At 70.8% G+C, this 20,063-nt stretch carries 20 protein-coding genes and 1 pseudogene; 7 read left to right on the forward strand and 14 right to left on the reverse strand.

The window, feature by feature from the left end; genetic code table 11:
* Positions 1-31: 31 nt before the first annotated feature.
* The 7 genes and pseudogenes from MTP03_RS07540 to MTP03_RS07570 all read right to left on the reverse strand — a co-directional run bounded on the left by MTP03_RS07540 (position 32) and on the right by MTP03_RS07570 (position 7,260).
* Positions 32-934: a hypothetical protein gene (locus tag MTP03_RS07540; protein WP_248492082.1), complete on the reverse strand. Its 903-nt coding sequence runs from the start codon at positions 932-934 to the stop codon at positions 32-34.
* Positions 864-1,769, reverse strand: coding sequence for a 1-acyl-sn-glycerol-3-phosphate acyltransferase (locus MTP03_RS07545; RefSeq protein ID WP_248491435.1), 906 nt, complete (start codon positions 1,767-1,769; stop codon positions 864-866). The genes MTP03_RS07540 and MTP03_RS07545 overlap by 71 nt, the downstream gene beginning before the upstream one ends.
* Complete coding sequence (locus tag MTP03_RS07550; protein WP_248491436.1) at positions 1,766-2,869, reverse strand: amidohydrolase family protein; 1,104 nt, start codon at positions 2,867-2,869, stop codon at positions 1,766-1,768. The genes MTP03_RS07545 and MTP03_RS07550 overlap by 4 nt, the downstream gene beginning before the upstream one ends.
* The gene (locus MTP03_RS07555) at positions 2,866-3,708 is read right to left on the reverse strand and encodes a 2-keto-4-pentenoate hydratase (RefSeq protein ID WP_248491437.1); all 843 of its coding nucleotides are present in this window, start codon (positions 3,706-3,708) and stop codon (positions 2,866-2,868) included. The genes MTP03_RS07550 and MTP03_RS07555 overlap by 4 nt, the downstream gene beginning before the upstream one ends.
* A complete protein-coding gene (locus tag MTP03_RS07560) occupies positions 3,705-5,429 on the reverse strand; it encodes a bifunctional 3-(3-hydroxy-phenyl)propionate/3-hydroxycinnamic acid hydroxylase (protein WP_248491438.1) in 1,725 nt (574 codons plus the stop codon). Before MTP03_RS07560 ends, MTP03_RS07555 begins: the two co-directional genes overlap by 4 nt.
* The gene (locus tag MTP03_RS07565; RefSeq protein WP_248491439.1) at positions 5,426-6,457 is read right to left on the reverse strand and encodes a VOC family protein; all 1,032 of its coding nucleotides are present in this window, start codon (positions 6,455-6,457) and stop codon (positions 5,426-5,428) included. The genes MTP03_RS07560 and MTP03_RS07565 overlap by 4 nt, the downstream gene beginning before the upstream one ends.
* A pseudogene (locus MTP03_RS07570) lies at positions 6,454-7,260 on the reverse strand (alpha/beta fold hydrolase). Before MTP03_RS07570 ends, MTP03_RS07565 begins: the two are co-directional and overlap by 4 nt.
* Between MTP03_RS07570 and MTP03_RS07575 the strand changes: the two are divergent.
* The 3 genes from MTP03_RS07575 (at position 7,213) to MTP03_RS07585 (ending at position 9,017) form a co-directional block, all read left to right on the forward strand.
* Positions 7,213-7,431, forward strand: a complete 219-nt coding sequence (locus MTP03_RS07575; protein ID WP_248491440.1) for a hypothetical protein — start codon at positions 7,213-7,215, stop codon at positions 7,429-7,431. The pseudogene MTP03_RS07570 and the gene MTP03_RS07575 sit on opposite strands and share 48 nt — an antisense overlap.
* Positions 7,428-8,078: a TetR/AcrR family transcriptional regulator gene (locus MTP03_RS07580; RefSeq protein WP_248491441.1), complete on the forward strand. Its 651-nt coding sequence runs from the start codon at positions 7,428-7,430 to the stop codon at positions 8,076-8,078. Before MTP03_RS07575 ends, MTP03_RS07580 begins: the two co-directional genes overlap by 4 nt.
* Positions 8,079-8,225: 147 nt before the next feature.
* A complete protein-coding gene (locus MTP03_RS07585; RefSeq protein WP_248491442.1) occupies positions 8,226-9,017 on the forward strand; it encodes a crotonase/enoyl-CoA hydratase family protein in 792 nt (263 codons plus the stop codon).
* Between the two features lie 70 nt (positions 9,018-9,087).
* On the opposite strand, the gene MTP03_RS07590 is transcribed toward MTP03_RS07585, so the two are convergent.
* Entirely contained in the window at positions 9,088-9,756 is a 669-nt protein-coding gene (locus MTP03_RS07590) for a response regulator transcription factor (protein WP_248491443.1), read from the reverse strand.
* Positions 9,753-10,946, reverse strand: a complete 1,194-nt coding sequence (locus MTP03_RS07595; RefSeq protein WP_248491444.1) for a sensor histidine kinase — start codon at positions 10,944-10,946, stop codon at positions 9,753-9,755. The genes MTP03_RS07590 and MTP03_RS07595 overlap by 4 nt, the downstream gene beginning before the upstream one ends.
* A 175-nt stretch (positions 10,947-11,121) precedes the next feature.
* On the opposite strand from MTP03_RS07595, the gene MTP03_RS07600 reads away from it, so the two are divergent.
* The 3 genes from MTP03_RS07600 to MTP03_RS22655 are packed head-to-tail and all read left to right on the forward strand — an operon-like array spanning position 11,122 to position 12,830.
* A complete protein-coding gene (locus tag MTP03_RS07600) occupies positions 11,122-11,274 on the forward strand; it encodes a hypothetical protein (RefSeq protein WP_248491445.1) in 153 nt (50 codons plus the stop codon).
* 60 nt (positions 11,275-11,334) lie between these two features.
* Positions 11,335-12,024, forward strand: coding sequence for a cytochrome P450 (locus MTP03_RS22650; protein ID WP_256465238.1), 690 nt, complete (start codon positions 11,335-11,337; stop codon positions 12,022-12,024).
* Complete coding sequence (locus MTP03_RS22655; protein WP_256465239.1) at positions 11,907-12,830, forward strand: cytochrome P450; 924 nt, start codon at positions 11,907-11,909, stop codon at positions 12,828-12,830. Before MTP03_RS22650 ends, MTP03_RS22655 begins: the two co-directional genes overlap by 118 nt.
* Here the strand turns inward: MTP03_RS22655 and MTP03_RS07610 are convergent.
* Genes MTP03_RS07610 through speB form a run of 4 tightly spaced genes read right to left on the reverse strand, consistent with a single transcriptional unit; the run spans position 12,827 to position 17,746 of the window.
* The gene (locus tag MTP03_RS07610; protein WP_248491446.1) at positions 12,827-14,527 is read right to left on the reverse strand and encodes an NAD(P)/FAD-dependent oxidoreductase; all 1,701 of its coding nucleotides are present in this window, start codon (positions 14,525-14,527) and stop codon (positions 12,827-12,829) included. The two genes, MTP03_RS22655 and MTP03_RS07610, sit on opposite strands and share 4 nt — an antisense overlap.
* Positions 14,528-14,550: 23 nt before the next feature.
* Complete coding sequence (locus MTP03_RS07615) at positions 14,551-15,342, reverse strand: carbon-nitrogen hydrolase family protein (RefSeq protein WP_248491447.1); 792 nt, start codon at positions 15,340-15,342, stop codon at positions 14,551-14,553.
* On the reverse strand, positions 15,339-16,766 hold the full coding sequence (locus MTP03_RS07620) for an amino acid permease (protein ID WP_248491448.1): 1,428 nt from the start codon (positions 16,764-16,766) through the stop codon (positions 15,339-15,341). The genes MTP03_RS07615 and MTP03_RS07620 overlap by 4 nt, the downstream gene beginning before the upstream one ends.
* The gene (gene speB, locus MTP03_RS07625; protein WP_248491449.1) at positions 16,763-17,746 is read right to left on the reverse strand and encodes an agmatinase; all 984 of its coding nucleotides are present in this window, start codon (positions 17,744-17,746) and stop codon (positions 16,763-16,765) included. Before speB ends, MTP03_RS07620 begins: the two co-directional genes overlap by 4 nt.
* Positions 17,747-17,845: 99 nt before the next feature.
* Between speB and MTP03_RS07630 the strand changes: the two genes are divergently transcribed.
* The gene (locus tag MTP03_RS07630; protein WP_248491450.1) at positions 17,846-18,466 is read left to right on the forward strand and encodes a helix-turn-helix domain-containing protein; all 621 of its coding nucleotides are present in this window, start codon (positions 17,846-17,848) and stop codon (positions 18,464-18,466) included.
* On the opposite strand, the gene MTP03_RS07635 is transcribed toward MTP03_RS07630, so the two are convergent.
* Complete coding sequence (locus MTP03_RS07635; protein WP_248491451.1) at positions 18,435-20,051, reverse strand: FAD-binding protein; 1,617 nt, start codon at positions 20,049-20,051, stop codon at positions 18,435-18,437. The genes MTP03_RS07630 and MTP03_RS07635 overlap by 32 nt on opposite strands.
* Positions 20,052-20,063 lie beyond the last annotated feature (12 nt).

A 20,063-nucleotide genomic window follows, 5' to 3' on the forward strand; every position in this document is an offset into this window, starting at 1 on the left:
GGTGAGGTGTGGGGCGGGGTGCAGAGGGCCGTCAGGCGTGGAACGGTTCGGTGCCGAGAACGAGGCGGAGTCCCGGTATGCCGGAGTGCCGTTGGGCGTAGCGCAGTTCGCGGCTGAGGTCGCTGAGCGTGTTCCGTGGTGGCACCGCGAGACTGAGCGTGGACAGCGTGCCCAGGGCCCGGCCCTGGGCGTCGACGTAGCCGGCACCGCTGTCACCGGGGACGCCGGGCCGGGCAGCGGTGACGGTGTGGGCCCAGCCTCCACTGTTCGTGTCCGCCGCATGCACCGTGCCGGTGTGCGGCGACAACGCGTTCCTGCCGCCGCGGAGCGACGAATCGCCGAAACCGTAGACCCGATCACCGGCGTTGGGCTGGTCGACGCCGAGGTCGACGGGGCCACCCCAATGCGGCAGCGACGGGTTGACGGATCCGGCGAGGTTCTTCGGAAGCCGGATCAGCGCGAAGTCGTTATGGGCGCACGCAAGGGGGTCGTTCTCGCCGGTAGCCTGCATGGCCGCCCAACTGTCGTAGGCAAGAGTGCCGGTTGCGACAGTGGTGCCTTCGGTGCGGAGCGAGCCACCGGTTCGCAGATCGACAGGGGTGCCGAGCGGGACGGTCCTGGCGGTGCAGCCGTTCGGGAGCTTCTCTGTGCCGACGTAACCGCAGTGGGCGGCCTGCCCCAGGTACACCTCGCCCCGGGCGTCGGTGAAGACGAAGTTGGTCGTGCACTGGCCGTCGCCGGTGTACGCCTGCAGGCCGGGGTGGAGCTGCGCCCGGTCGGCAGCTGCCCACGGCAGCCCGGCATCCCTGGCCGCGACGGTCTGCGGTGCAGCCGTGTCCGAGGACGCCGCAGAAGGGGCTCCGTCACCGTTCGATGGTCTCGTGCCGCATCCGCCCGTAGCGGCGAGCGCGGCGACAGCCGCGACGGCGGTCAAGGCCCTGACTGCGGGGACCCGGCGGGGCGGTCGGGGCGAGCTGCGGATTTCGGTGCGCTGCATGGGAGTCTCCTGTCTCACCCGATGATCGGGCGCCGACGGTGGGTCTGGCGGTCGAGTTCGGCCTGCATCGCGGCGCGGACCCGTTCGGCGTAGTCCTCGTCGGTTTCTGCGGGGCCGGGGCGCATGGCGGGCAGGAAGGTGGTGCGCAGCTTGGTGGGCAGCGGCATGTACGGGAGCAGGCCGACGGTGCCGATGTTGATCCCCAGGGGATGGAGACGGTGATCGGCAGGCGGTGCAGGCGGAACCGTTCGCGCGCACCGGTGGCCTCGGCGAGGGCGGCACCGTCGTCGAGGACGATGACGGATTCCCCGCCACCGCTGGTGACCACCGGCACGATCGGGACGCCGGCCTCCCTGGCGAGCTGGGCGAAGCCCGCCCGGCCGGCGAACAACACGGTATTGCGGTCCTTCCAGGATTTGAAGGCATCGATGTCACCGCCGGGGAAGACGAGGACGTGCGTGCCGTCGGCGAGGGCCTCGTCGGCGGTCGCCCGGCCCGCGGGTCTGGCGCCGAATGGCTCGAGGAGCTTGCCGACGCCGAGCTGCCACGCGATCTGGTGCGTCAGCGCGATCACCGGCCGGTCGTCTCCGCTGGCGCGGTGGGCGATGCCGAACGCGACGACGTTGAGATCGAAGACCCCGCCGAAGCCGTGGTTGGCCACGAACAGCACCGGCTCGTCCGGAATCGGCGCTGCGACGGTGGTCTCGTGCCGGTTGTACAGCGCGACCGCCGTCTCGAGGGTGCGCGCGATCCGGTCGCTCCAGTCCGTCATCTCCCGATCGCCGCCTTCAACCGTGGCACCTGCTTGAGCGGGTTGTGCCGTTCGATCTCCAGGCGCTGCTCGGTGGTGAAGGTCTCGCTGAGCCCCGGCGCGGGGTCGCGGTCGCCGTGCTGGTCCAGTACCAGCGCGGAGAACGGCCAGTCGCTGCCGAAGACGACGTGGTCACGACTGGTCGCGGCGAGGACGCTGTTCATCGCGGTGGGGGCCGCGCTCAACGCGGTGTCGTAGTACATCCCGGCGACCTGCGATTCGACGTCGAGCAGGGAGATCTTCGGCAATGGCAGCCGGCCGAGGGCCGTCTGCGAGGCGACGCCGATGCGGTGGGTCAGGAACGGGAGGGTACCGCCGGCGTGGGACAGCTGGAACCGGATGTTCGGGTAGCGCTTGGTGACACCGGTCGTCATCATCAGCATCGCGGCGCGGGTGGTGTCGAACGTGAACTCGGCGAGGAAGTCCGGCAGCGGCAGGTGCGGTTTGGCGTCGTCGGGGATCGCGGCGGGATGGACGAACACGTAGGCCGAGCGTCGGTTGAGTTCCCTCATCAGCGGTTCGAAACGCGGGTCGCCGAGGTAGACGCCGTCGTACGCGCTGAGCAGGGTGACGCCGTCGAGGTGCAGTACGTCGAGCGCGTGGGCGAGCTCCGCGATCGACGCGGTGATGTTCGGCATCGGCAGGACGGCGAAGCTGCCGAACCGTTTGGGGTGGCGCTTGATCAGGTCGGCGGCGTAGGTGTTGCAGTACCGCGCCAGGTCCGCGGCCTCCTTGCCCGGGAGGAACGAGACGCCGGGATCCGACACGGCGAGTACGCGGGCGGAGATGCCGTAGTAGTCCTGGAAGGCGAGGTCGGCCTCGGGTGACCAGGTGGGCGTGGGGTAGCCGCCGATGGTGAGGTGGCCGTGCGAGAGCAGGGCGGCTCGGTACTCCGGGGGCAGGAAGTGTGCGTGCAGGTCGATCCGGTACTGGCCTTTGGGCGCGGTGTAACTCTTCGCGGGTTCGGCGTTGGCCGAGGAAGCGCCGAGGGCGGCGGCACCGAGAGTCGCGGCTCCGGCGGCGGTCGCAGCGCCGGCGAGGAGGTTGCGGCGGTTGATCATCGGGTCGGTCCGTTCGTCAGCGGGGAGGTGGAAGGCTGTGGCGGTTCGGGTGCGAAGTCGACGACCGCGGCGCCGATCGTCTCGTCGCCGAGGACGATCCGTGCCTCGACGTGGTCTCCCGGGCCGACGGTGACCATCGGGCCGAGTGCTCCCGAGAGGATGACGTGGCCGGCGCGCAGCGGCTCACCGAGATCGCGAGCCGTCTCGGCGAGCCAGAGCACCGCGTTGAGCGGCCCGCCGAGGCAGTCCGTCCCGTATCCGGTGGATGCGGTCTCGCCGTTGACGGTCATCGTCATCCGCACCGACGAGGGATCGACGCCGGACGGGAGGCGGTCGCCGAGGACGTAGAGGCCGGCGCTGGCGTTGTCGGCGACGGTGTCGGCGTAGCTGATGTCCCACTGCTCGACCCGGCTGTCGACCACCTCGATGGAGGCGTGGCTGCGAGCGACGGCCCGTCGGACGGTCTCGACCGTGAGGTCGCCGACGAGGTCCTCGCCCAGGACGAAGGCGATTTCCGCTTCGACCTTCGGCTGCAGCAGTGCCGTCTGTGGGATCGGTGTGCCGGAGTAGTCCATGTCGGCGAACAGCACCCCGAAGTCGGGCCGGTCGACGCCGAGCTGTTGCTGGACGATGCGGTTGGTCAGGCCGATCTTCCGCCCGACCACGACTCCGCCGCGCTCGATCCGGTCCTGCGTGAGCAACTGCTGTACCGCGTAGGCGGCTTCGACATCGGTGGGGGCGATCAGGTCGCGCACCGGTTGGCAAGGGCTACGGAGGTCTGTGGCGGTCAGCAGCCGTCGCGCTGCGGTGCTGATCATATCGGTGGTCTCGGTGCTCATGCGGGCCTTCCAGTGGCAGTGGGGGCGGGGACATCGGTAGGAGTGGCGGCGCTGCGGTCGATACCGGTGAGCGCGAGTCGCCGCTCCAGTTCTCGCGTCAGGTTCGCGGCGTCGGCGCTCGCGCCGAAGACGTACTTGTCGGGTCGCAGGACCAAGACCGTGCCGGGCCGGTGCCCGGCGCGGCGCAGCCACGAGGTCAGCAGGCCGTCGGTGTCCTCGAGATCGACGAGCCCCGCCTGCCGCCGGCCGTCGCCGATCCGCCCCTGCGGCCGTGCGCCGGAGCGGTAGATCGTCGCGAAGTTCGCGCCGAGACGCTCCCACACGGCGGCGTCGGCGCCGAGAAGCTCGCGCGGGTCCGTCTCGAACCCGATGACGGCCCAGCCGATGCCGAGGGCGTCGTCGAGCCGGACCCGGTGGCCGTCGTAGCGCCGGACCACCGGCTGTGGGGGCAGTGTGCCCTCGATGCCGCGCACCGGCTTGCGGTCGAGGCCCAGGTACTCGCCGCGACGGAAGCGCGGCTTGGGCTTCATGCCGGCCCTCCGCACCCACGCGCCGAGCGCGGGCACGTGGATCGCCGTGCGCAGCGCGATGTCCCGGGACCGCGCGAGGGCTCGGCTCTGGACGGAGACGAGCGACTTGTTGAAGACGGAGAGGTCGATCATCGCCTTTGCGTGGTGCCGGCGCTCGGACTCGTAGGTGTCGAGGATCGCGGGATCCGCTCCGTGCTGCAGGACGTCCTGGAGCTTCCAGGACAGGTTGTCGGCGTCGCGGACACCGGCGTTCATGCCCTGACCGATGAACTGCGGGGTCATGTGCGCGGCGTCGCCGGCGAGCAGGATCCGCCCCTCGCGCCAGCGGTCGGCGATCACGGCGTTGAAGGTGTAGACGAGTCGCCGCTCCACGGTGACCTCGTCCACGTCGACGTACTGCCCGATGAGTCGCTCCACGGTCGCGTCGGACTCGAACTCGTCCTTCTCGTCGTCCTCGGCGAGGTTGAACTCGAACCGGTGGTGCCCGCCCGGCTGCGGACAGCTCACCGTCGGCATGCCCGGATCGCAGACGAAGTCGAAGTACGGCAGGTGCCGGAACGGATCCGTTCCCTCCTTGGCGGCGAGGTCCACGACGAGCCACCGCTCCGGGAAGCTCTTGCCGCTCATGTCGATTCCGAGACCGGTGCGGATGACGCTGCGGCCACCGTCGGCCCCGACGAGGTACGACGCCCGCACCGTCTCGCGGGTGGCGTCGTCGATCACGTTGCCCTGCTTGCCGTACCCGCTGCCTGTGGCGGCGGCGTGGATCACGCTGACTCCGTGAGCGTCCTGCTCGAAGTCGACGACCTCACGCCCGCGCCGCACCTCGACGTTCGGGTAGCGGATGAGGGTGTCCCCCAGCTTCGTCTCCAGGTAGGGCTGGTAGAAGAAGTTGGTCACCGGCCACCACAGCGGGCGCTGGGGCTGGCGGAACTGGACGAGCACCTCGCCGTCGGAGGTGACCCACTGCACCGCCGAATCGACGTTCATGTCCTCGTGGATCTCGTCTGCGACGCCGGCGGTCTGGAAGACCCGTAGGGCCTCGTCGTCGGTGTAGACGGCGCGGGCGTTGCCGTAGAACTGCGGTTCGCGCTCGAGGACGAGGACGGACAGGCCCCGTCGGCCGAGCAGGTGGGCGAGGGTCAGGCCGGTGGGGCCGAGGCCCACGACGGCGACGTCGTAGTCGTTCACTTGGTGGTTCCGATCGGTGTGCTGAGGGCGGGAACGGTCTTCTCCGGCCGACGGAGATACCGGAGGGCCTCGCGGACCTGGGCGAGGTTGTCGATCATGTGGACCGTGTCATGGCCCCAGATGCTGATGCCCTGATACGTGGTGGGCTGCCACGCGGCCTCGAGTTCCGGGGTGACGACGACGGGATTCCAGCCGACCTCGAGCTCGAAGCCCGACGGCGTGACGCAGTAGAAGGACAGCTCGCGGTCGTTCGTGTGCTGCCCCACCGTCCACGCGACGCGGAAGCCGAGGTCGCGGACCCGCTGGTGGGCGGCGAGCATGTCGTCGAGATCCGCGACCTGGATGTTGACGTGCTGCGCCCGGGTGCGGATGGGGTCGAGGGGCAGGTGGTGCAGGCCCGCGACGGCGATGGAGTGGTGGCGCTCGTTGACCCGCAGGAATCGGATTTTGAGCGTGAGGCCACCCACGTTCTCGTCGATGAAATCCGACAGGCGCGAGTCGAAGACGGTGCCGTAGTAGCGGTGGATGCTCGCGGGGTTCCGCGAGGTGATCGCGACGTGCCCCATGCCCGAGGCGCCGGTCACGTAGCCGGAGGTGAGCATGTGCAGCGGCTTCGTCGTGGTCCGGGCGGTGGTGAAGATCTCCTGGGCAATGCCTTTCGGGCCGGGGAAGCGCCACAGGCGCTCGACGCCGCGCAGCGCGGCGTCCTCAGCTGTGCCCTCGACGATCGGGACGCCGCGGTCGTTGACGCGCCGCAGGATCTCCTCGAAGGTCTCGTGATCGTCGACCTGCCAGCCGATCGCCGTGAGGTCCTCGGCTCCTCCGCGCCGGATGAGGAAGCGGCACTCGTTCTCGTCGAGCCGAAAGCGGAGGGTATCGGCGTCCAGCTCGTCGACGTGCAGCCCGATGGCGTCCGCGCCGAACCGGTGCCACTGCTGCATCTTCCGGGACTCGACGGCGAGGTAGCCGAGGTGGACGGCACCGAAGACGGATCGGCCCTTGCTGACGGCGGTGGCAGCGCTGGTCATGCGTCCCCGCCGAGGAAGGTCGCTGCGAGATCGTTGAACAGGTCCGCGCGCTCCCACTGCACCCAGTGGCCCGTGCGTGCCGCGATGTAGAGGTCGCAGTTCGGCATGGTCTTCGCCAACGCCGGGCCGCCGGCCGGGCGGTTGACCTTGTCGTCGGCGCCCCAGATCACCAGGGTCGGGGCCTGCACGTCCGCCAGGCGGCGGTCGCGGGTGAAGTCCATGCGCAGCAGGGTGCGCAGGGCGGTGGGGCCGGACGGGCGGCGCAGCGGCGGGTTCGCGACGACGTCGGGCTGGATGCTTGCCTGGTAGCGAAGCTCGATGAGGTCCTCCGGCACGGCCGAGGCGTCGTAGACGAGGTACTCGCGGATGAACTCGCTGAGCTTCTCCTTACTGGGCCCGTCGCCGCCGTAGTAGCCGAGCAGCGCGTTCAGGCCCTTGGTCGGCAGCGCGCGTGGTCCCGATGCCGCCGGGGCCCATGAGGATCAGCTTGTCGACCTTGTCGGGCCGGTCCATCGCGAGCCGCAGGGCCGCGGCGCCGCCGTAGGAGTTGCCGACGAGGTGTGCCTTGTCGATGCCGAGCTCGTCGAGCAGGCCGCGCACGGCCATGGCGAGGTCGCCGAACGGGTCGCTCTGGTCGATGTCCTTGCTGGACTGCCCGTACCCCGGCATGTCCGGCACGATCACGCGGAACTTCTCGGCGAGGGCGTCGATGTTGCGCGAGTAGTTCGAGGCGCCCGTCGCCCTGCGCCACCGCCGTGGAGCAGGACCACGGGGGCGCCCTCGCCGGCCTCGGTGATGAAGATCCGACGACGCCCGACCTCGACGGTGCGCTCGGTGCGGACGGGGTGGTGGCGGTCATCGTTGGCCCTCTCGATCGGAACGTTTCTGATGACATCATCAAAAACGCGACCGCGATTGTCAAGAGGTTTCTGATAGATTTATCCAAGAAACGTGCTGAAGGGAGACGTCGATGACTACGGAAACGGCCGACGCACCTGCGCGCCGCCCCGATCCCCGCCGGGCGCGTACGCGCAACGCCCTGATCGGGGCGGCGCGCCGCTTGCTCGCGGACGGGCGCTCGGCGGTAAGCGTGCAGGAGATCACCGACGAGGCCGGCGTGGGCTTCGGCAGCTTCTACAACCACTTCGAGACCAAGGAAGAACTGTTCGCCGAGGCGGTGGCCAGCGTCCTCGACGAATGGGGAGACCTGCGCGATGCGGTCGTCGCCGGCATCGATGATCCCGCCGAGGTCTTCGCGGCGACCTTCCGCATGATCGGTCGGATGCAGCGTCACCTGCCAGAACTCGTGCGCGTGATACTGCATCAGGGCATGTCGGTACTGCTCACCGACCGCGGCCTCCGTCCCCGGGCGCTCGCCGACCTCCACCGGGGGATCGAGGCGGGCCGGTTCACCGTGCCCGACGCCGAGATGGCGTTGATGATGTCGGGAGGAGCCCTCCTCGGGCTGGTGCAGCTCCTCGACGCCGAACCCGATCGTGACGATGCCGCAGCCTCCGACGACTACGCGCGGCACGTCCTGGTCATGCTCGGTGTGGAGCGCTCTGATGCGGACCGGATCGTCGCGCTGCCGCTTCCGGTGATCACTATGCCGGCGGTCTAGGCTCAGCGCCACCACGCTCACCCGGCCCGGCTGCAGCGCAGGGCCTACATCGTGGCGTACGGAGAAGCCGCGCCTCCGGTACCGCGCGCGACGCGACGGATAGGGTGGCGGTGAAGGCGAACGGCGATGGGAACGAGGAGAAGCGAAATGTCGAACATCGACTACGAGGTGCGCGACGAGGTCGCCTACGTGCGGATCAACCGGCCGGAGAAGCACAACGGCCTCACCCTGGACATGATCGACGACCTCGCGCGGGCCGCCGACCGTGCCAAGAACGACCGGTCGCTGCGCGCGGTGATCCTGTCGGGCGAGGGCAGTTCCTTCAGCTCGGGCCTGGACTTCGCATCGGCCGGCAAGGAGCAGCGCCGCCTGCTGATGAACTTCGTTCCTAAGCGGATCTCGGCCGCGAACAACTTCCAGGCCGCGGGCTGGGCGTGGCGCAGCGTGCCCGCGCCCGTCATCGCCGTGGTGCACGGCCACTGCTACGGCGGCGGCCTGCAGATCGCACTCGGCGCGGACTTCCGCTACGCCTCCACCGAGGCCGACTTCTCGATCCTCGAGGCGAAGTGGGGCCTCATTCCCGACATGTCGATCTCGGCTTCCATCGCGCAGTTGACCACGATCGACGTCGCCAAGCGCCTCACCATGACCGGTGAGATGTTCACCGCCAAGCAGGCTCTGGACTGGGGCATCGTCACCGGCGTCTCCGCGGACCCGATGAAGGACGCCCTCGAGCTGGTCGACAAGCTCAAGGACCGCTCACCCGACGCGGTGGCGGCCTCGAAGGCGTTGTTCGAGAATACCTGGTACAGCGGGTCGCGCCTGTCGTTCCCCGTCGAGCAGGCGCTGCAGCTCGGCCTGATCCGCGGTAAGAACCACGTCATCGCCCGCACCGCCGCGATGAACAAGGAGAAGCCCGAGTTCATCGAGCGCCAGTAACCCGTCCCCACGCCAATTGAACACTGTTTCTGTTGGTTCTGACCTGCGGTTCCTCTGTCCGAAACAGTGTTCAATTGCGGGGGCGGACGATCCCGTTGTCGAACGCGAAGACAATCGCCTCGGCCCGGTTGCGCACGCCGAGCTTGGTGAAGATCGAGCCGATGTGACTCTTCACGGTGACGATCGAGATCACCAGTTCCGAAGCGATGTCGTCGTTCGACAGGCCGCGCCCCACGAGGGCGAGCACGTCCACCTCCCGGGAGGTCAGTCGCGCCACGTGGCCCGACGGTGCCGTGCTCGCCGGCGCGGCGGAGCGGTAGGTCTCGAGGACGCGGCCGGTCACGGCGGGGTCGAGAACCGCCTCCCCGGCCGCGACGAGCCGCACGGCGCGGATGAGTTCCTCCGCCGGCGAATCCTTGAGGACGAATCCGGACGCGCCGGCGCGCAGCGCCTCGGAGAGCAGGTCGTCGTCGCGGAAGGTGGTCAGCACGAGGACCGGTGGAGCGTCCGCGACACCGGTGAGGCGCCGAGTCGCCTCCATCCCGCTGACGCGCTTCATCCGCAGGTCCATCAGCACCACGTCCGGCCCGGTCTCCGCGACGGCGGCGGTCACCTCATCCCCGTCGGCACATTCGCCCACCACCTCGAATCCGTCTCGGCGGCGCAGAATCCGGCGCAGTCCGAGGCGCACCAGATCCTGGTCGTCCACGAGGATCAGGCGGATCGGTCGGTCGGTCACCGTTGTTCTCCTTCGGTCGAACCGGGTGCGGCGGTGCCGGTTCCGGTCGGAAGCGTCGCGTTCACGAGCCACGTGCCGTCCACGGGGCCGGTGGTGAGTGTGCCGCCCGCGCTCTCCACGCGGGCCCGCATGCCCGCCAGGCCCGAGCCGCCGGGGGCGCGCCGCGCACCGTCGGGGACCGGGCAGGAGACGCGGACGCCCAGCCGGCCGGCGGCGCCGGGCCGGACGCTGACGGACACGCGCGCGCCCGGCGCGTGCTTGACTGCGTTGGCGAGTGACTCCTGGACCACGCGGAAGGCGGCGAGGCCGGCGCTCGCCGTGAGCTCGCTCGACGGGGCGTGGTTCTCCAGTTCCACTGCGAGCCCGGCGCGCTCGAACGACGCGACCAGCGAGGGGATGTCGGCGAGCCCGGGCTGTGCCGAGCCCGCACCGTCGGTGCGCAACAGCTCGATGGTGGTGCGGATGTCCTTCATCGCGGCGCGACCCTGGGTTTCGGCGTCGCGGAGGGCGTCGATGGCCTCGCCCCGGTCGTCGTCGGATTCGAGTGCCCGTCGGGCCGCCGTCACGTTGAGCAGAACGACCGCCAGCGAGTGTGCGACCACGTCGTGCACCTCCCCGGCGATCGTCGCCCGCTCGAGCGCGGATCGGTCGGCCTGCGCCCTGCGCTCCGCCCGCAACAGCAGCAACTGGTTCTGCAGGAGATGTCCGGCGGCGGCGCCGAAGCACACCATGACGGCGATCAGCCAGCCGTCGCGGACGGCACCGAGGGACCATGCGGCCAGGACGACGGCCTCGTACGCGACGAGGTGCCCGGCGGTGACCCAGAAGGTACTGACCGCTGCGACCTGGGTGATGCCGAGGAGGGCGATGAGCGGGACGACGTCGAAGCTGGTCGGTACCGACCAGAACAGGCCGACGGTGCCCAACGTCACCGCGGAGTGCAACGTCAACGAGGCCCCGGACTTTCGGATCAGACTCGCGACGGTGTGGCACAGGGCGAGGCAGACGGCCAGGATCAGACACACCCGCTGCAGGCCCTCGGGACCCGCGAGGAATCGCGGGACGGCGGCTTCGATGACGAGTGCGACCATCGCTGCTTCGGTGATCACCATGTAGTACGGCGGGTACTCGTAGCCGAGGAGGTCCAAGTCCCTCCGGTACCGCGCCTCCAACCACCGCAGCCAGCGCATGAGGCCGATCGTAGTCCTGTCGGCCCGTCCGGTCGTCCGCCCTGGGGCGGACGTGACCGACCGACCCGGGGCGGACGGCGATTCCCGTCCTGGGCACGCTGACCTGCGTGGATCCGCGTCGTACCGTCGAAAGTGATCCGGACCACACACCGGACGCCGGGAGAGGGAGAAGACCATGATCACCGTTCTCGTCATCGCAGCGTTCGTCCTCGCGATCGCGTGGCTCACCCACGACCGCGACGGCCTCGACTTCGGCGCGCGCGACATCCACCGTGCGACGGCCACCCGCGACCGCCGGATCGGACCGCTGGGCACCGTGGTGCCCTGACGATCGTGACGTGCCCCGCGCGCCGGGCTCGGCGTGCACAATCGACGTAGGAGGACCGATATGACCACGATCACGCGAGCCTTCCGAACCGGAGTCGGTACCGGGCTGGGCGGCACCGTCGCGCGTACCCTGTCCATCCCCGAACCCGCCTGGCACCTCCGCGATCCCGCGCGCGCGGGCATCGACGGTGACAACGGTGATGACGCGGGCCCCGTCGATGCCGCCGGCGCGGCCGCGCTGCGTGCCGCCCCGTCCCTCCCGCTCGGGCCGCTGCGGGCGTCGCTGAGCTACACGCTGCGGGAGGGCGACGTGACCTTCCGCGCGGCGGAGCGGTATGGCGACGTCTTCCGGTCCGAGTTCGCCGGCGGGCCGGGACAGGTGGTGCTCGTCTCGAACCCCGCCCACATCGCGTCGCTGATGTCGCGGCCCGAGGAGGCGCCGTCGGCCACCCGGTTCTCGCCGCTGCGGCCCATCGTCGGCCCCGACTCCGTGCTCACCGCGGTCGGCCCGCGGCACAAGCAGCAACGCGGCCTCCTCCTCCCGCAGTTCCACGGCCGTGCGGTCACCGAGTACCAGCGGCGGATCGACGCCGCGACGGCGCACCGCATCGACGACTGGCGGACGGGGAGGAGGTGGCGCTGGCCGACATCGGCCAGCAGATCACCCTCGACGTCATCATGTCCGCGGTCTTCGGGATCGAGGACGAGGCCGGCGCCACCGCCGCCGAGAGCGCGGTCCGCGCCTCGATGATCCGGCTGCTGCAGCTCTCGACGCACCCGCTCGCGACCGCCGTGCAACTGGTGAACGCACGGAGTCCCGAGCCGCGCGGCGTGCTGAGGATGATCCTGCGCCCGCTCGATCGCGCCATCTATGCGGTGATCGCCGAGCGCCGCCGCGAGGGCGCCGACGGTGCCGACGGGGCCGGCCGTTCCGACATCCTGACCGTGCTCATGGCGGCCCGGGATGACGACGGTGCGCCGTTGCCCGACAGCGAGATCCGCGACGAGTTGCTCACCCTGGTCCTCGCCGGCCACGAGACCACATCGAACTCGGTGGCGTGGACCTTCGAGCGGCTCACGCGCAATCCCGGGGTGTACCGCCGATCCGTGGAGGCCGCCCGCTCGGGCGACGAGGCGTACATCGAGGCGCTGATCAACGAGTCGATGCGCAGCAGGCCGGTGGTCCCGGTCGTCGCGCGGGAGCTGCTGTCGGACTGGCGGTTCGGTCCGTACGTCGTGGAGCGCGGCGTGATCGCCCTGGTCTCGATCCTGCTGCTGCACCACCGCGAGGACCTGTACCCGCGGCCGTTCGCGTTCGACCCCGAGCGCTTCCTCGGCGTCAAGCCGTCGCCGCAGAAGCTGATGCCCTTCGGCGGCGGCACGCGCCGGTGCCTCGGCGCGGCGCTGGCGATGGCGGAGCTGCGGGCCGTTGTCACGCAGATCCTGGTGCGCGTCGACCTCGCGATGACCGACGCGCCCGCCGAGCAGCCGCGGCACCGCAACGTCACCATGATTCCCGCGCACGGTGGGCTGGTGACGGCGCTCGCGAAGGACTAGGCGCGTGTCCCGCGCTCGTCGCCGAGCCGGATCGGGGCGATCGAGTCGAAGACGTCGCCGGGGCCGGGATTCGACGGCGGCGTGCCGCCGCCCAGGTGGTGCATCACGCCCCACACCGCGTTCAGCGCGGTCTGCACGGCGCCCTCGGCCCAGCCGGCGGTCCACGAGATGTCGTCGCCCGCCAGGAAGAAGCCGCGGTGCCGCGGCGCGAGGCGTTCCTGCATGAAATGCGTGAACAGCCGTTCCTGGTAGCGGTAGTGGCCGGGCAGGTTCGCCTTGAACGCGCCCATGAAGTAGCGCTCCGTCTCCCACGACACGGTCTTCGGCGTCGCGATGATGTGGCTGCGGACGTCGACGCCGGGGTAGATCTCGCCCAGCGACTTGAGCATGAGGTCGAGCCGCGCGTTCACGTCCAGCGGCAGCACCTTGAGCGAGTCGTCTGACCAGGTGTAGCTCAGGCAGATCACTCCCGGCCGATCGGGCCCGTGGTCGAGCAGGTAGGTGCCGCGGCTCATCCGGTCGGTGAGCGTCATCGACATCGTGTCGCGCCCCGTCGCCGGGTCGACGTCCCGCCAGAACGGCCTGTCGACGAGTGCGAACACCTTCGAGCTGCCCATGTAGTGGGTGCGTTCCACCGCGGTCCAGTGGTCGATCGGCAGCAAGTCGTCGTCGCAGTCGATGGTGTTGAGCAGCATCCACGCCTGGCCGGTGAAGACCGCCGCCGGGTACGTCCGGGTCTCGCCGGCCGCGTCGGTCAGCGTGTACGCGGGCGCGCCGCCGGGGCCGACGGTGCGGCGGATCGCCGTGACGGCGGGGCGGTGCTCGCCGCCGTTGAGGTCCCGCACGGACCGCGCACCGTCGAACGGGCTCTCCCACAGGTGCTTCGGGAGCCGGTCCGCGCCCCCGACGATGCCGCGGTGCTCGTCGTCGGCGGCGGTGCACGTGACGCGGAGGATCTCGAGCATCGAGTTGGGGTAGTCGGTGTCCCAGCCGCCCGTGCCGAACCCGACCTGGCCGAACAGTTCCCGATGCGCGAACGACCGGAAGTGCTTGGAGGCGGTGAGGAAGCCGTAGAAGGTCTGGTCGTCGAGCTCCTCCACCAGGCGCGACCACACCGCCCGGATGCGGGGGACGTCGCGCGCGCGGATCGCGTCCTGCAGCTCGGCGGCGTCGGCGTAGTCGGCGAGCGTCGCGTCCCAGGCGCGGGAGACCTCGGCGAACTCGGGCGGGAGATCGGCGGCGGTGCGGGCGTAGTGGCTGCGGCCCTTGAGGTCGATGACGGTGCTGGGCGTCGCCTCCGCGAGGGGATTCGGGAAAGGCTCGGTCCGCAGGCCCGCGAGGTCGAGGTAGTGCTGCAGCGTGGTCGACGACGGCGGGAATCGCATGGCTCCCATCTCCGCAACGAGGTCGTCGGCGTAGCCGTCGAAGCGTTCGCTGCGCATCCGGCCGCCGATCCGGTCTGCCTCGTACACGATGGGTTTCAGGCCGATGCGGGCCAGCTCGTGCGCGGCGACGAGGCCCGCGAGGCCGGCCCCGATGACGGCGACCTCGGTGCCTCGGACGGCGTCCGGCACCGCGCCGAGGCCGTCGGCGTGCGCGACCCAGTCGTCGTAGGCGAAGGGGAAGTCGGGGCCGAACATCGTCAGGGGCGCGTCCGAGGCGGACGGGCCGTGGGCGGGCATGGCGGGCTGGGTCATGTGGGCTCCTGGGGTGGAGGGGCTCAGTACAGGTCGGTGCGCCGGTCGCGCAGGTAGGTGTTGGCGATCCGTGATTCGCGCAGCGCCGTGGGATCCGCGGTGAAGGTCAGGACGGCCTCGTCGCGTCCGGCCTGGGCGAGCACGTCGCCGTCGGGGCCCGCGGCGGTGCTCAGGCCGCAGTACTCGAGCGAGGTCTCGTGGCCGCAGTGGTTGGTGTAGGCGATGTAGAGCTGGCTCTCGAAGGCCCGCACCGGAACGACCTGCTCGGCGATCCTGCCGAAGGGCTCCATCAGGCCGGTCGGGATGAGGAGCAGGTCGGTGCCCGCCTCGGCGTGGGCGCGGACGGCCTCGGGGAACTCCACGTCGTAGCAGATGAGGAGCCCACAGGTGAGTCCGCCGAACGGGAAGGTCACGGGCAGCTCGCCGCCGGGGGCGAAGGCGCCGCGGTCGAGGTCGCCGAACAGGTGCGTCTTGCGGTAGTGGGCGAGCTCGGCACCGTCGGGCCCGATGACGGTGGCGGCGTTGAAGACTCGGACCCCGTCGAGCTCGGGGTACCCGGCCACCACGGTCAGGCCGTGCCGGGCCGCGATGGCGGCGACGGCGTCGTGGTACTCGCCGCCACGCGGCCGAGCGAGTTCCCGTGTCGCCGGACCGATGTCGTAGCCGGTCACAGACATCTCGGGGGTCACGAGGAGCCGGGCCCCGTGCTCCGTCGCGCGGTCGGCGGCACCGTCGATCGCGGCCAGGTTGCGCGCGACGTCGGGCTCGGGTCCGAATCCCGCTGGCCCCTGGTACATCCCGACGGTGATGGTCATGCGGCCGGCGCCTCGGGCGAGCGCAGGCGGGAGTTGCGGTAGCCGTAGGCGAAGTACACGGCAAGGCCGACGATCGACCACAGGGCGAAGGCGATCCAGGTGGGCGCCTCCATCTGCAGCATCAGGTAGACGCAGAAGCCGACGCCCAGCACCGGGATCACCGGGAACAGCGGAGTGCGGAAGGTACGGGGCAGATCGGGACGGGTGTACCGGAGCACGATCACGCCCACGTTGACGAGCGCGAACGCGAACAGCGAACCGATCGACGTGGCATTGGCGAGCTCGCCCAGCGGGACCAGGCCCGCCAGCAGCGCCACGACCACGCCCACGATCAAGATGTTGCGCACCGGGACCCGCGTGCGGGCGCTGACCTTCGCGAACACCGGCGGCACCAGCCCGTCGGTGCCCATCGTGTAGAGGATGCGGGTCTGGCCGTACATCACGGCGAGCACGACGCTGGCGATCGCGATCACCGCGCCGATCGACAGGACCACCGACGGCCAGGTGCTTCGGGTGACGTCGGTGAGCACCTTCGCCAGCGACGCCTCGGTGCCGCCGAACTCCTGCCACGGCATCGCGCCCACCGCGGCGAGCGCCACGAGGCAGTACAACAGCGTGATGATGCCGAGCGAGAGGATGATCGCGCGGGGTAGGTCGCGGCGCGGGTCCTTGGCCTCGTTGCCGGCGGTGGAGGCGGCGTCGAAGCCGATGTAGGAGAAGAACACCATCGCCGCAGCGGCGGTGACCCCGTGGACGCCGAACGGCATGAACGGCTGCAGGTTGCCCGAGTCGAACGCGGTGAAGGCGATGGCGCAGAAGAACACCAGCACGCACACCTTGAGGATGACCATCGAGGTGTTCAGTCGCGCGCTCTCCGTCGCGCCTCCCACGAGGACGAGGCAGGCGAGCGCCACGATCACCATCGCCGGGATGTTGACGATGCCGCCGTCGCCCGGCGGGGCGGCGATCGCCGTCGGCAGTGCGACGCCGAGCAGCGAGTCCAACAGCTCGTTGATGTACTGGCCCCAGCCCACCGCCACCGCAGCTATGGACACGCCGTACTCGAGTAGCAGGCACCAGCCGCAGACCCACGCGAACAGCTCGCCGATCGTCGCGTAGGCGTACGAGTAGGAGCTGCCGGACACGGGGATGGTGCCGGCCATCTCGGCGTAGGAGAGCGCCGAGAACAGCGCCGTCACCGCGGCGAGGACGAACGCGATGATCACCGCGGGGCCCGCGTCGGGCGTGGCCTCGCCGAGGATCACGAAGATGCCGGTGCCCAGCGAGGCGCCGATCGACAGCGCCGTGAGGTGGCCGAGCCCCATCGACCGTTTGAGGGTGGGGCCGGCGTGTTCGGCGGCGCTGTCGGCCAGGATCCGGTCGACCGGCTTGCGCGCCAGGAGCGCGCTGGTCAGGCCGCTCATGCGGCCACGTTCCGGGCGAGCACGGACAGCAGCTCGTAGGCCACGTGGGCGGCCGCGATGCCGGTGAGCTCGGCGTGGTCGTAGGGCGGCGCGACCTCGACGACGTCGGCGCCCACCACCTCCACGCCGACCAGGGCCCGGATCGTGTTCAGCAGTTCGCGGCTCGTCATTCCGCCGGCCTCGGGGGTGCCGGTGCCGGGCGCGTGCGCGGGGTCGAGCACGTCGATGTCGACGGAGACGTAGACGGGGCCGCCGGCACCGTCGGGCCCGGCGAGGCGACGGCGCATGCGTTCGATCACGCTGTTCAGGCCGTCGTTCTCGTAGTCGTCGGAGCGGATCACCTGGAACCCGAGCACACCGTCGGCGGTGAGGTCCTCCTCGCCGTAGAGGGGGCCGCGGATGCCGATGTGCATCGACCGCTCGAGGTCGATCAGGCCCTCCTCGCTCGCGCGCCGGAACGGCGTGCCGTGCGTGAACGGGGCGCCGAAGTACGTGTCCCACGTGTCCAGGTGCGCGTCGAAGTGCAGCACCGCGACGGGGCCCTGGTCGGCGGCGACGGCGCGCAGGATCGGCAGCGCCAGCGTGTGATCGCCGCCTAGGGTGAGGACCTTCGACCCGGCCCCGCGCAGCCGCGTGATCTCGGCCTCGACGGTTCCGAGCGCCTCCACGATGTCGAAGGGGTTCACGGCGAGGTCGCCGGCGTCGGCCACCTGGTGCACCGCGAACGGTGAGACGTCCAGCGCGGGGTTGTAGGGCCGCAGCAGCTTCGACGACGCCCGGACGTGCCCCGGGCCGAACCGCGCTCCGGGGCGGTAGCTGACACCGCTGTCGAAGGGGATGCCGAGCACGGCGACGGCGGCACCGTCGACCTCGTCGAGGCGGGGCAGGCGCGCGAAGGTCTCCGGGCCGCAGTAGCGGGGGATGCGGCTCGCGTCGACGGGGCCGCGGGGCCGGGACGGGCGCTGGGATTCGTCGGACACGGAGAGATCCTCTCGCAAGGGGTGCATGTGTGGGCTGAATCACATAGTGTGGGACGTCGACCGACTTGTCAACTCGAGTTTCCTGAAAGGAAACGTCTGTTGGATGCCTCAGCTGCGGATGCCGTTCAGGCCGGGCCGGATCAGGTGGGCGCGGCGCTCAAGGCCGCGCGTCGCGCGCGGCGCCTGACCCTCGCCGACGTCGCGGAACGCGTGGCGGTCACCAAGGGCTACCTGTCCAAGGTGGAGCGCGGGCTGGCGGCCCCGTCGATGGCGGTGCTGGTCCGGTGGTGCGAGGTCCTGGATGTGCCCGTGGGGTCGCTGTTCGACGGTGGCGCCGCGGGCGCGATCGTCCGTGCGGACGGCTACCGGCCGGTGCACTTCGGTGGCACCGGCCTCTCGGAGTTCCTCCTCACCCCGTCGGGGGAGAACCGGATCCAGGTGCTGCTCAGCGACATAGCGCCCGGCGGAGGAAGCGGCGACGAGGCCTACGCCCTGCCCGCCGAGGTGTCCTTCGTGCTGGTTCAGCGCGGCGCGCTGCGGCTCGCCTTCCCGCCCGACTCGGGCGTCGAACTCGGCGTCGGCGACGCGATGACCTTCGATCCGGGGCGGGCGCACACCTTCGCCGCCGGCCCCGATGGTGCCCGGGTCCTCTGGGTGATGGCCCCGGCGCTCCCCGCGGGGAGCGCCGTTAGACGTCCTCGTGCGTTCGTCCGTTCGTGACCGCCGCGGCACCCGCGCGCCGGCCCGAGAAGATGCAATCAGCCAGCGAGAGCCCGCTCACGTACGAGTTGGAACAGACGCCCACGGCGGTGCGGCCGGCGGCGTACAGCCCGTCGACGGTCCCGCCCGCGGTAGTGCGGACCGCTCCGGTCTCCTCGTCGACCACCAGGCCGCCGAGGGTGAGCATCGGCATGGGGTAGCTCATCCGGTCGGTGAACGAGATGTCGAGCAGCGTGAACGGGGCCGCCGCCGCGGGGCGCCGCAGATCGTCGGGTTTCCCGAACGGATCGGGCCGGCCGTGCGCGATCGCCTCGTTGTGCGCGTCGACGGTGCGCCGTAGCCCGGCGGGGTCGATCCCGGCGCGCCGCGCGGCCTCCTCGACGGTGGGCGCGGAGACGCTGCCGATGCGGAGCAGGCGTTCGAGCTGGAGGCGCTGGAACCACACCGTCTGGTCGCCGATCTGCGCACGTGCCGCAGTGGCGAGGTCCGCGTCGACGAGCAGCCAGGCACGGTGTCCGGGCGCGTCGGCGATCGCGGCGCCCAGCGCCGCGCCGTACCGGGACTCGTCGACCATCCGCCGCCCGTGCGCGTCGACGGCGAGCGCGCCGAGGTAGGCGCTGGGCGGGGCGATGAACCGCCAGTTCGACAGGGAGTCCATCCGGTCCGTCACGGCGCCCACGGAGCGTCCCAGCTCGATGCCGCTGCCGTCGTCGCCGGCGGTGCCCAGCGGCAGCCCCTGGTCCCAGGGGTAGCCGGGCGCGTGCGCGCGGACCATCGCGCCGTTCGCGATGAACCCGCCGGTGCTCAGCACGACGCCCGCGCGGGCGTGGACGCGGATCGGACGGCCGTGACGGCGTTCGATCCGCGCGAGGAGCCGCTGCATCGTCGCGCGCAGCCCCTGGTGGTAGACGCCGGGTTTCGCCGAGATCCGGGTGAGGAGGGCGAACCGTCGGCGAACCGCGGCGGGCGCGCCCTCGATGGTGACCGCCTCGACGCCGACGACCCGCCCGTCCTCGACGACGAGGCCGGTGACGCGGGTGCCGGTGCGCAGGCGGACTCCGTGCGCGGCGGCCGATGCGGCGAGCGGGCCGTAGAGCTTCTTGCCGGAGACCCCGGGGCCGTGGGCGCGGTGACCGCGCTGGCGCGGCACCGCCGCGTCGCGGAAGCCGCCCGAGTTCTCGCTGCCCGAGAAGTACAGGTAGTAGTCGTCGGTGGGATAGGAGGTCTTGAACGGGCACAGCGACGGGTCGAAGGGCACGCCGTGCGTCATCAGCCAGTCGATCATCGCGGGGGACTGCTCGCAGAACCGACGCAGCGTGGCCTCGGACACCGCGTCGCCCACTTCGAGCCGCAGGTACGAGAACATGTTCTCGACGTCGTCCTCGATGCCGGCCGCTCGTTGAATCCGGGTGCCGCCACCCGCGTAGACGATGCCTCCCGAGAGGTTCGTCGCGCCGCCGCCGAGGTAGCGGTCCAGTGCCAGCACGTCGGCGCCGGTCTCGCGGGCGGCGAGTGCCGCGGCGACCCCGGCGCCCCCGTAGCCGATCACCACCACGTCGGCCGTCGTGTCCCAGTTCTGCGCCATGCGCGGACTATA

Origin of the sequence: Tsukamurella sp. PLM1 (genome assembly GCF_023168325.1) — a bacterium.
Lineage (GTDB): Bacteria > Actinomycetota > Actinomycetes > Mycobacteriales > Mycobacteriaceae > Tsukamurella.

Excerpts from the sequence above, each read along its gene's own strand:
- MTP03_RS07545 (WP_248491435.1), bottom strand. The coding sequence starts at position 1,769 with ATGACGGACTGGAGCGACCGGATCGCGCGCACCCTCGAGACGGCGGTC.
- MTP03_RS07610 (WP_248491446.1), bottom strand. The coding sequence starts at position 14,527 with ATGACCCAGCCCGCCATGCCCGCCCACGGCCCGTCCGCCTCGGACGCG.
- MTP03_RS07550 (WP_248491436.1), bottom strand. The coding sequence starts at position 2,869 with ATGATCAACCGCCGCAACCTCCTCGCCGGCGCTGCGACCGCCGCCGGA.
- MTP03_RS07555 (WP_248491437.1), bottom strand. The coding sequence starts at position 3,708 with ATGAGCACCGAGACCACCGATATGATCAGCACCGCAGCGCGACGGCTG.
- MTP03_RS07620 (WP_248491448.1), bottom strand. The coding sequence starts at position 16,766 with ATGAGCGGCCTGACCAGCGCGCTCCTGGCGCGCAAGCCGGTCGACCGG.
- MTP03_RS07585 (WP_248491442.1), top strand. The coding sequence starts at position 8,226 with ATGTCGAACATCGACTACGAGGTGCGCGACGAGGTCGCCTACGTGCGG.
- MTP03_RS07580 (WP_248491441.1), top strand. The coding sequence starts at position 7,428 with ATGACTACGGAAACGGCCGACGCACCTGCGCGCCGCCCCGATCCCCGC.
- MTP03_RS07600 (WP_248491445.1), top strand. The coding sequence starts at position 11,122 with ATGATCACCGTTCTCGTCATCGCAGCGTTCGTCCTCGCGATCGCGTGG.
- MTP03_RS07615 (WP_248491447.1), bottom strand. The coding sequence starts at position 15,342 with ATGACCATCACCGTCGGGATGTACCAGGGGCCAGCGGGATTCGGACCC.
- MTP03_RS07635 (WP_248491451.1), bottom strand. The coding sequence starts at position 20,051 with ATGGCGCAGAACTGGGACACGACGGCCGACGTGGTGGTGATCGGCTAC.
- MTP03_RS22650 (WP_256465238.1), top strand. The coding sequence starts at position 11,335 with ATGACCACGATCACGCGAGCCTTCCGAACCGGAGTCGGTACCGGGCTG.
- MTP03_RS07565 (WP_248491439.1), bottom strand. The coding sequence starts at position 6,457 with ATGACCAGCGCTGCCACCGCCGTCAGCAAGGGCCGATCCGTCTTCGGT.
- MTP03_RS07595 (WP_248491444.1), bottom strand. The coding sequence starts at position 10,946 with ATGCGCTGGCTGCGGTGGTTGGAGGCGCGGTACCGGAGGGACTTGGAC.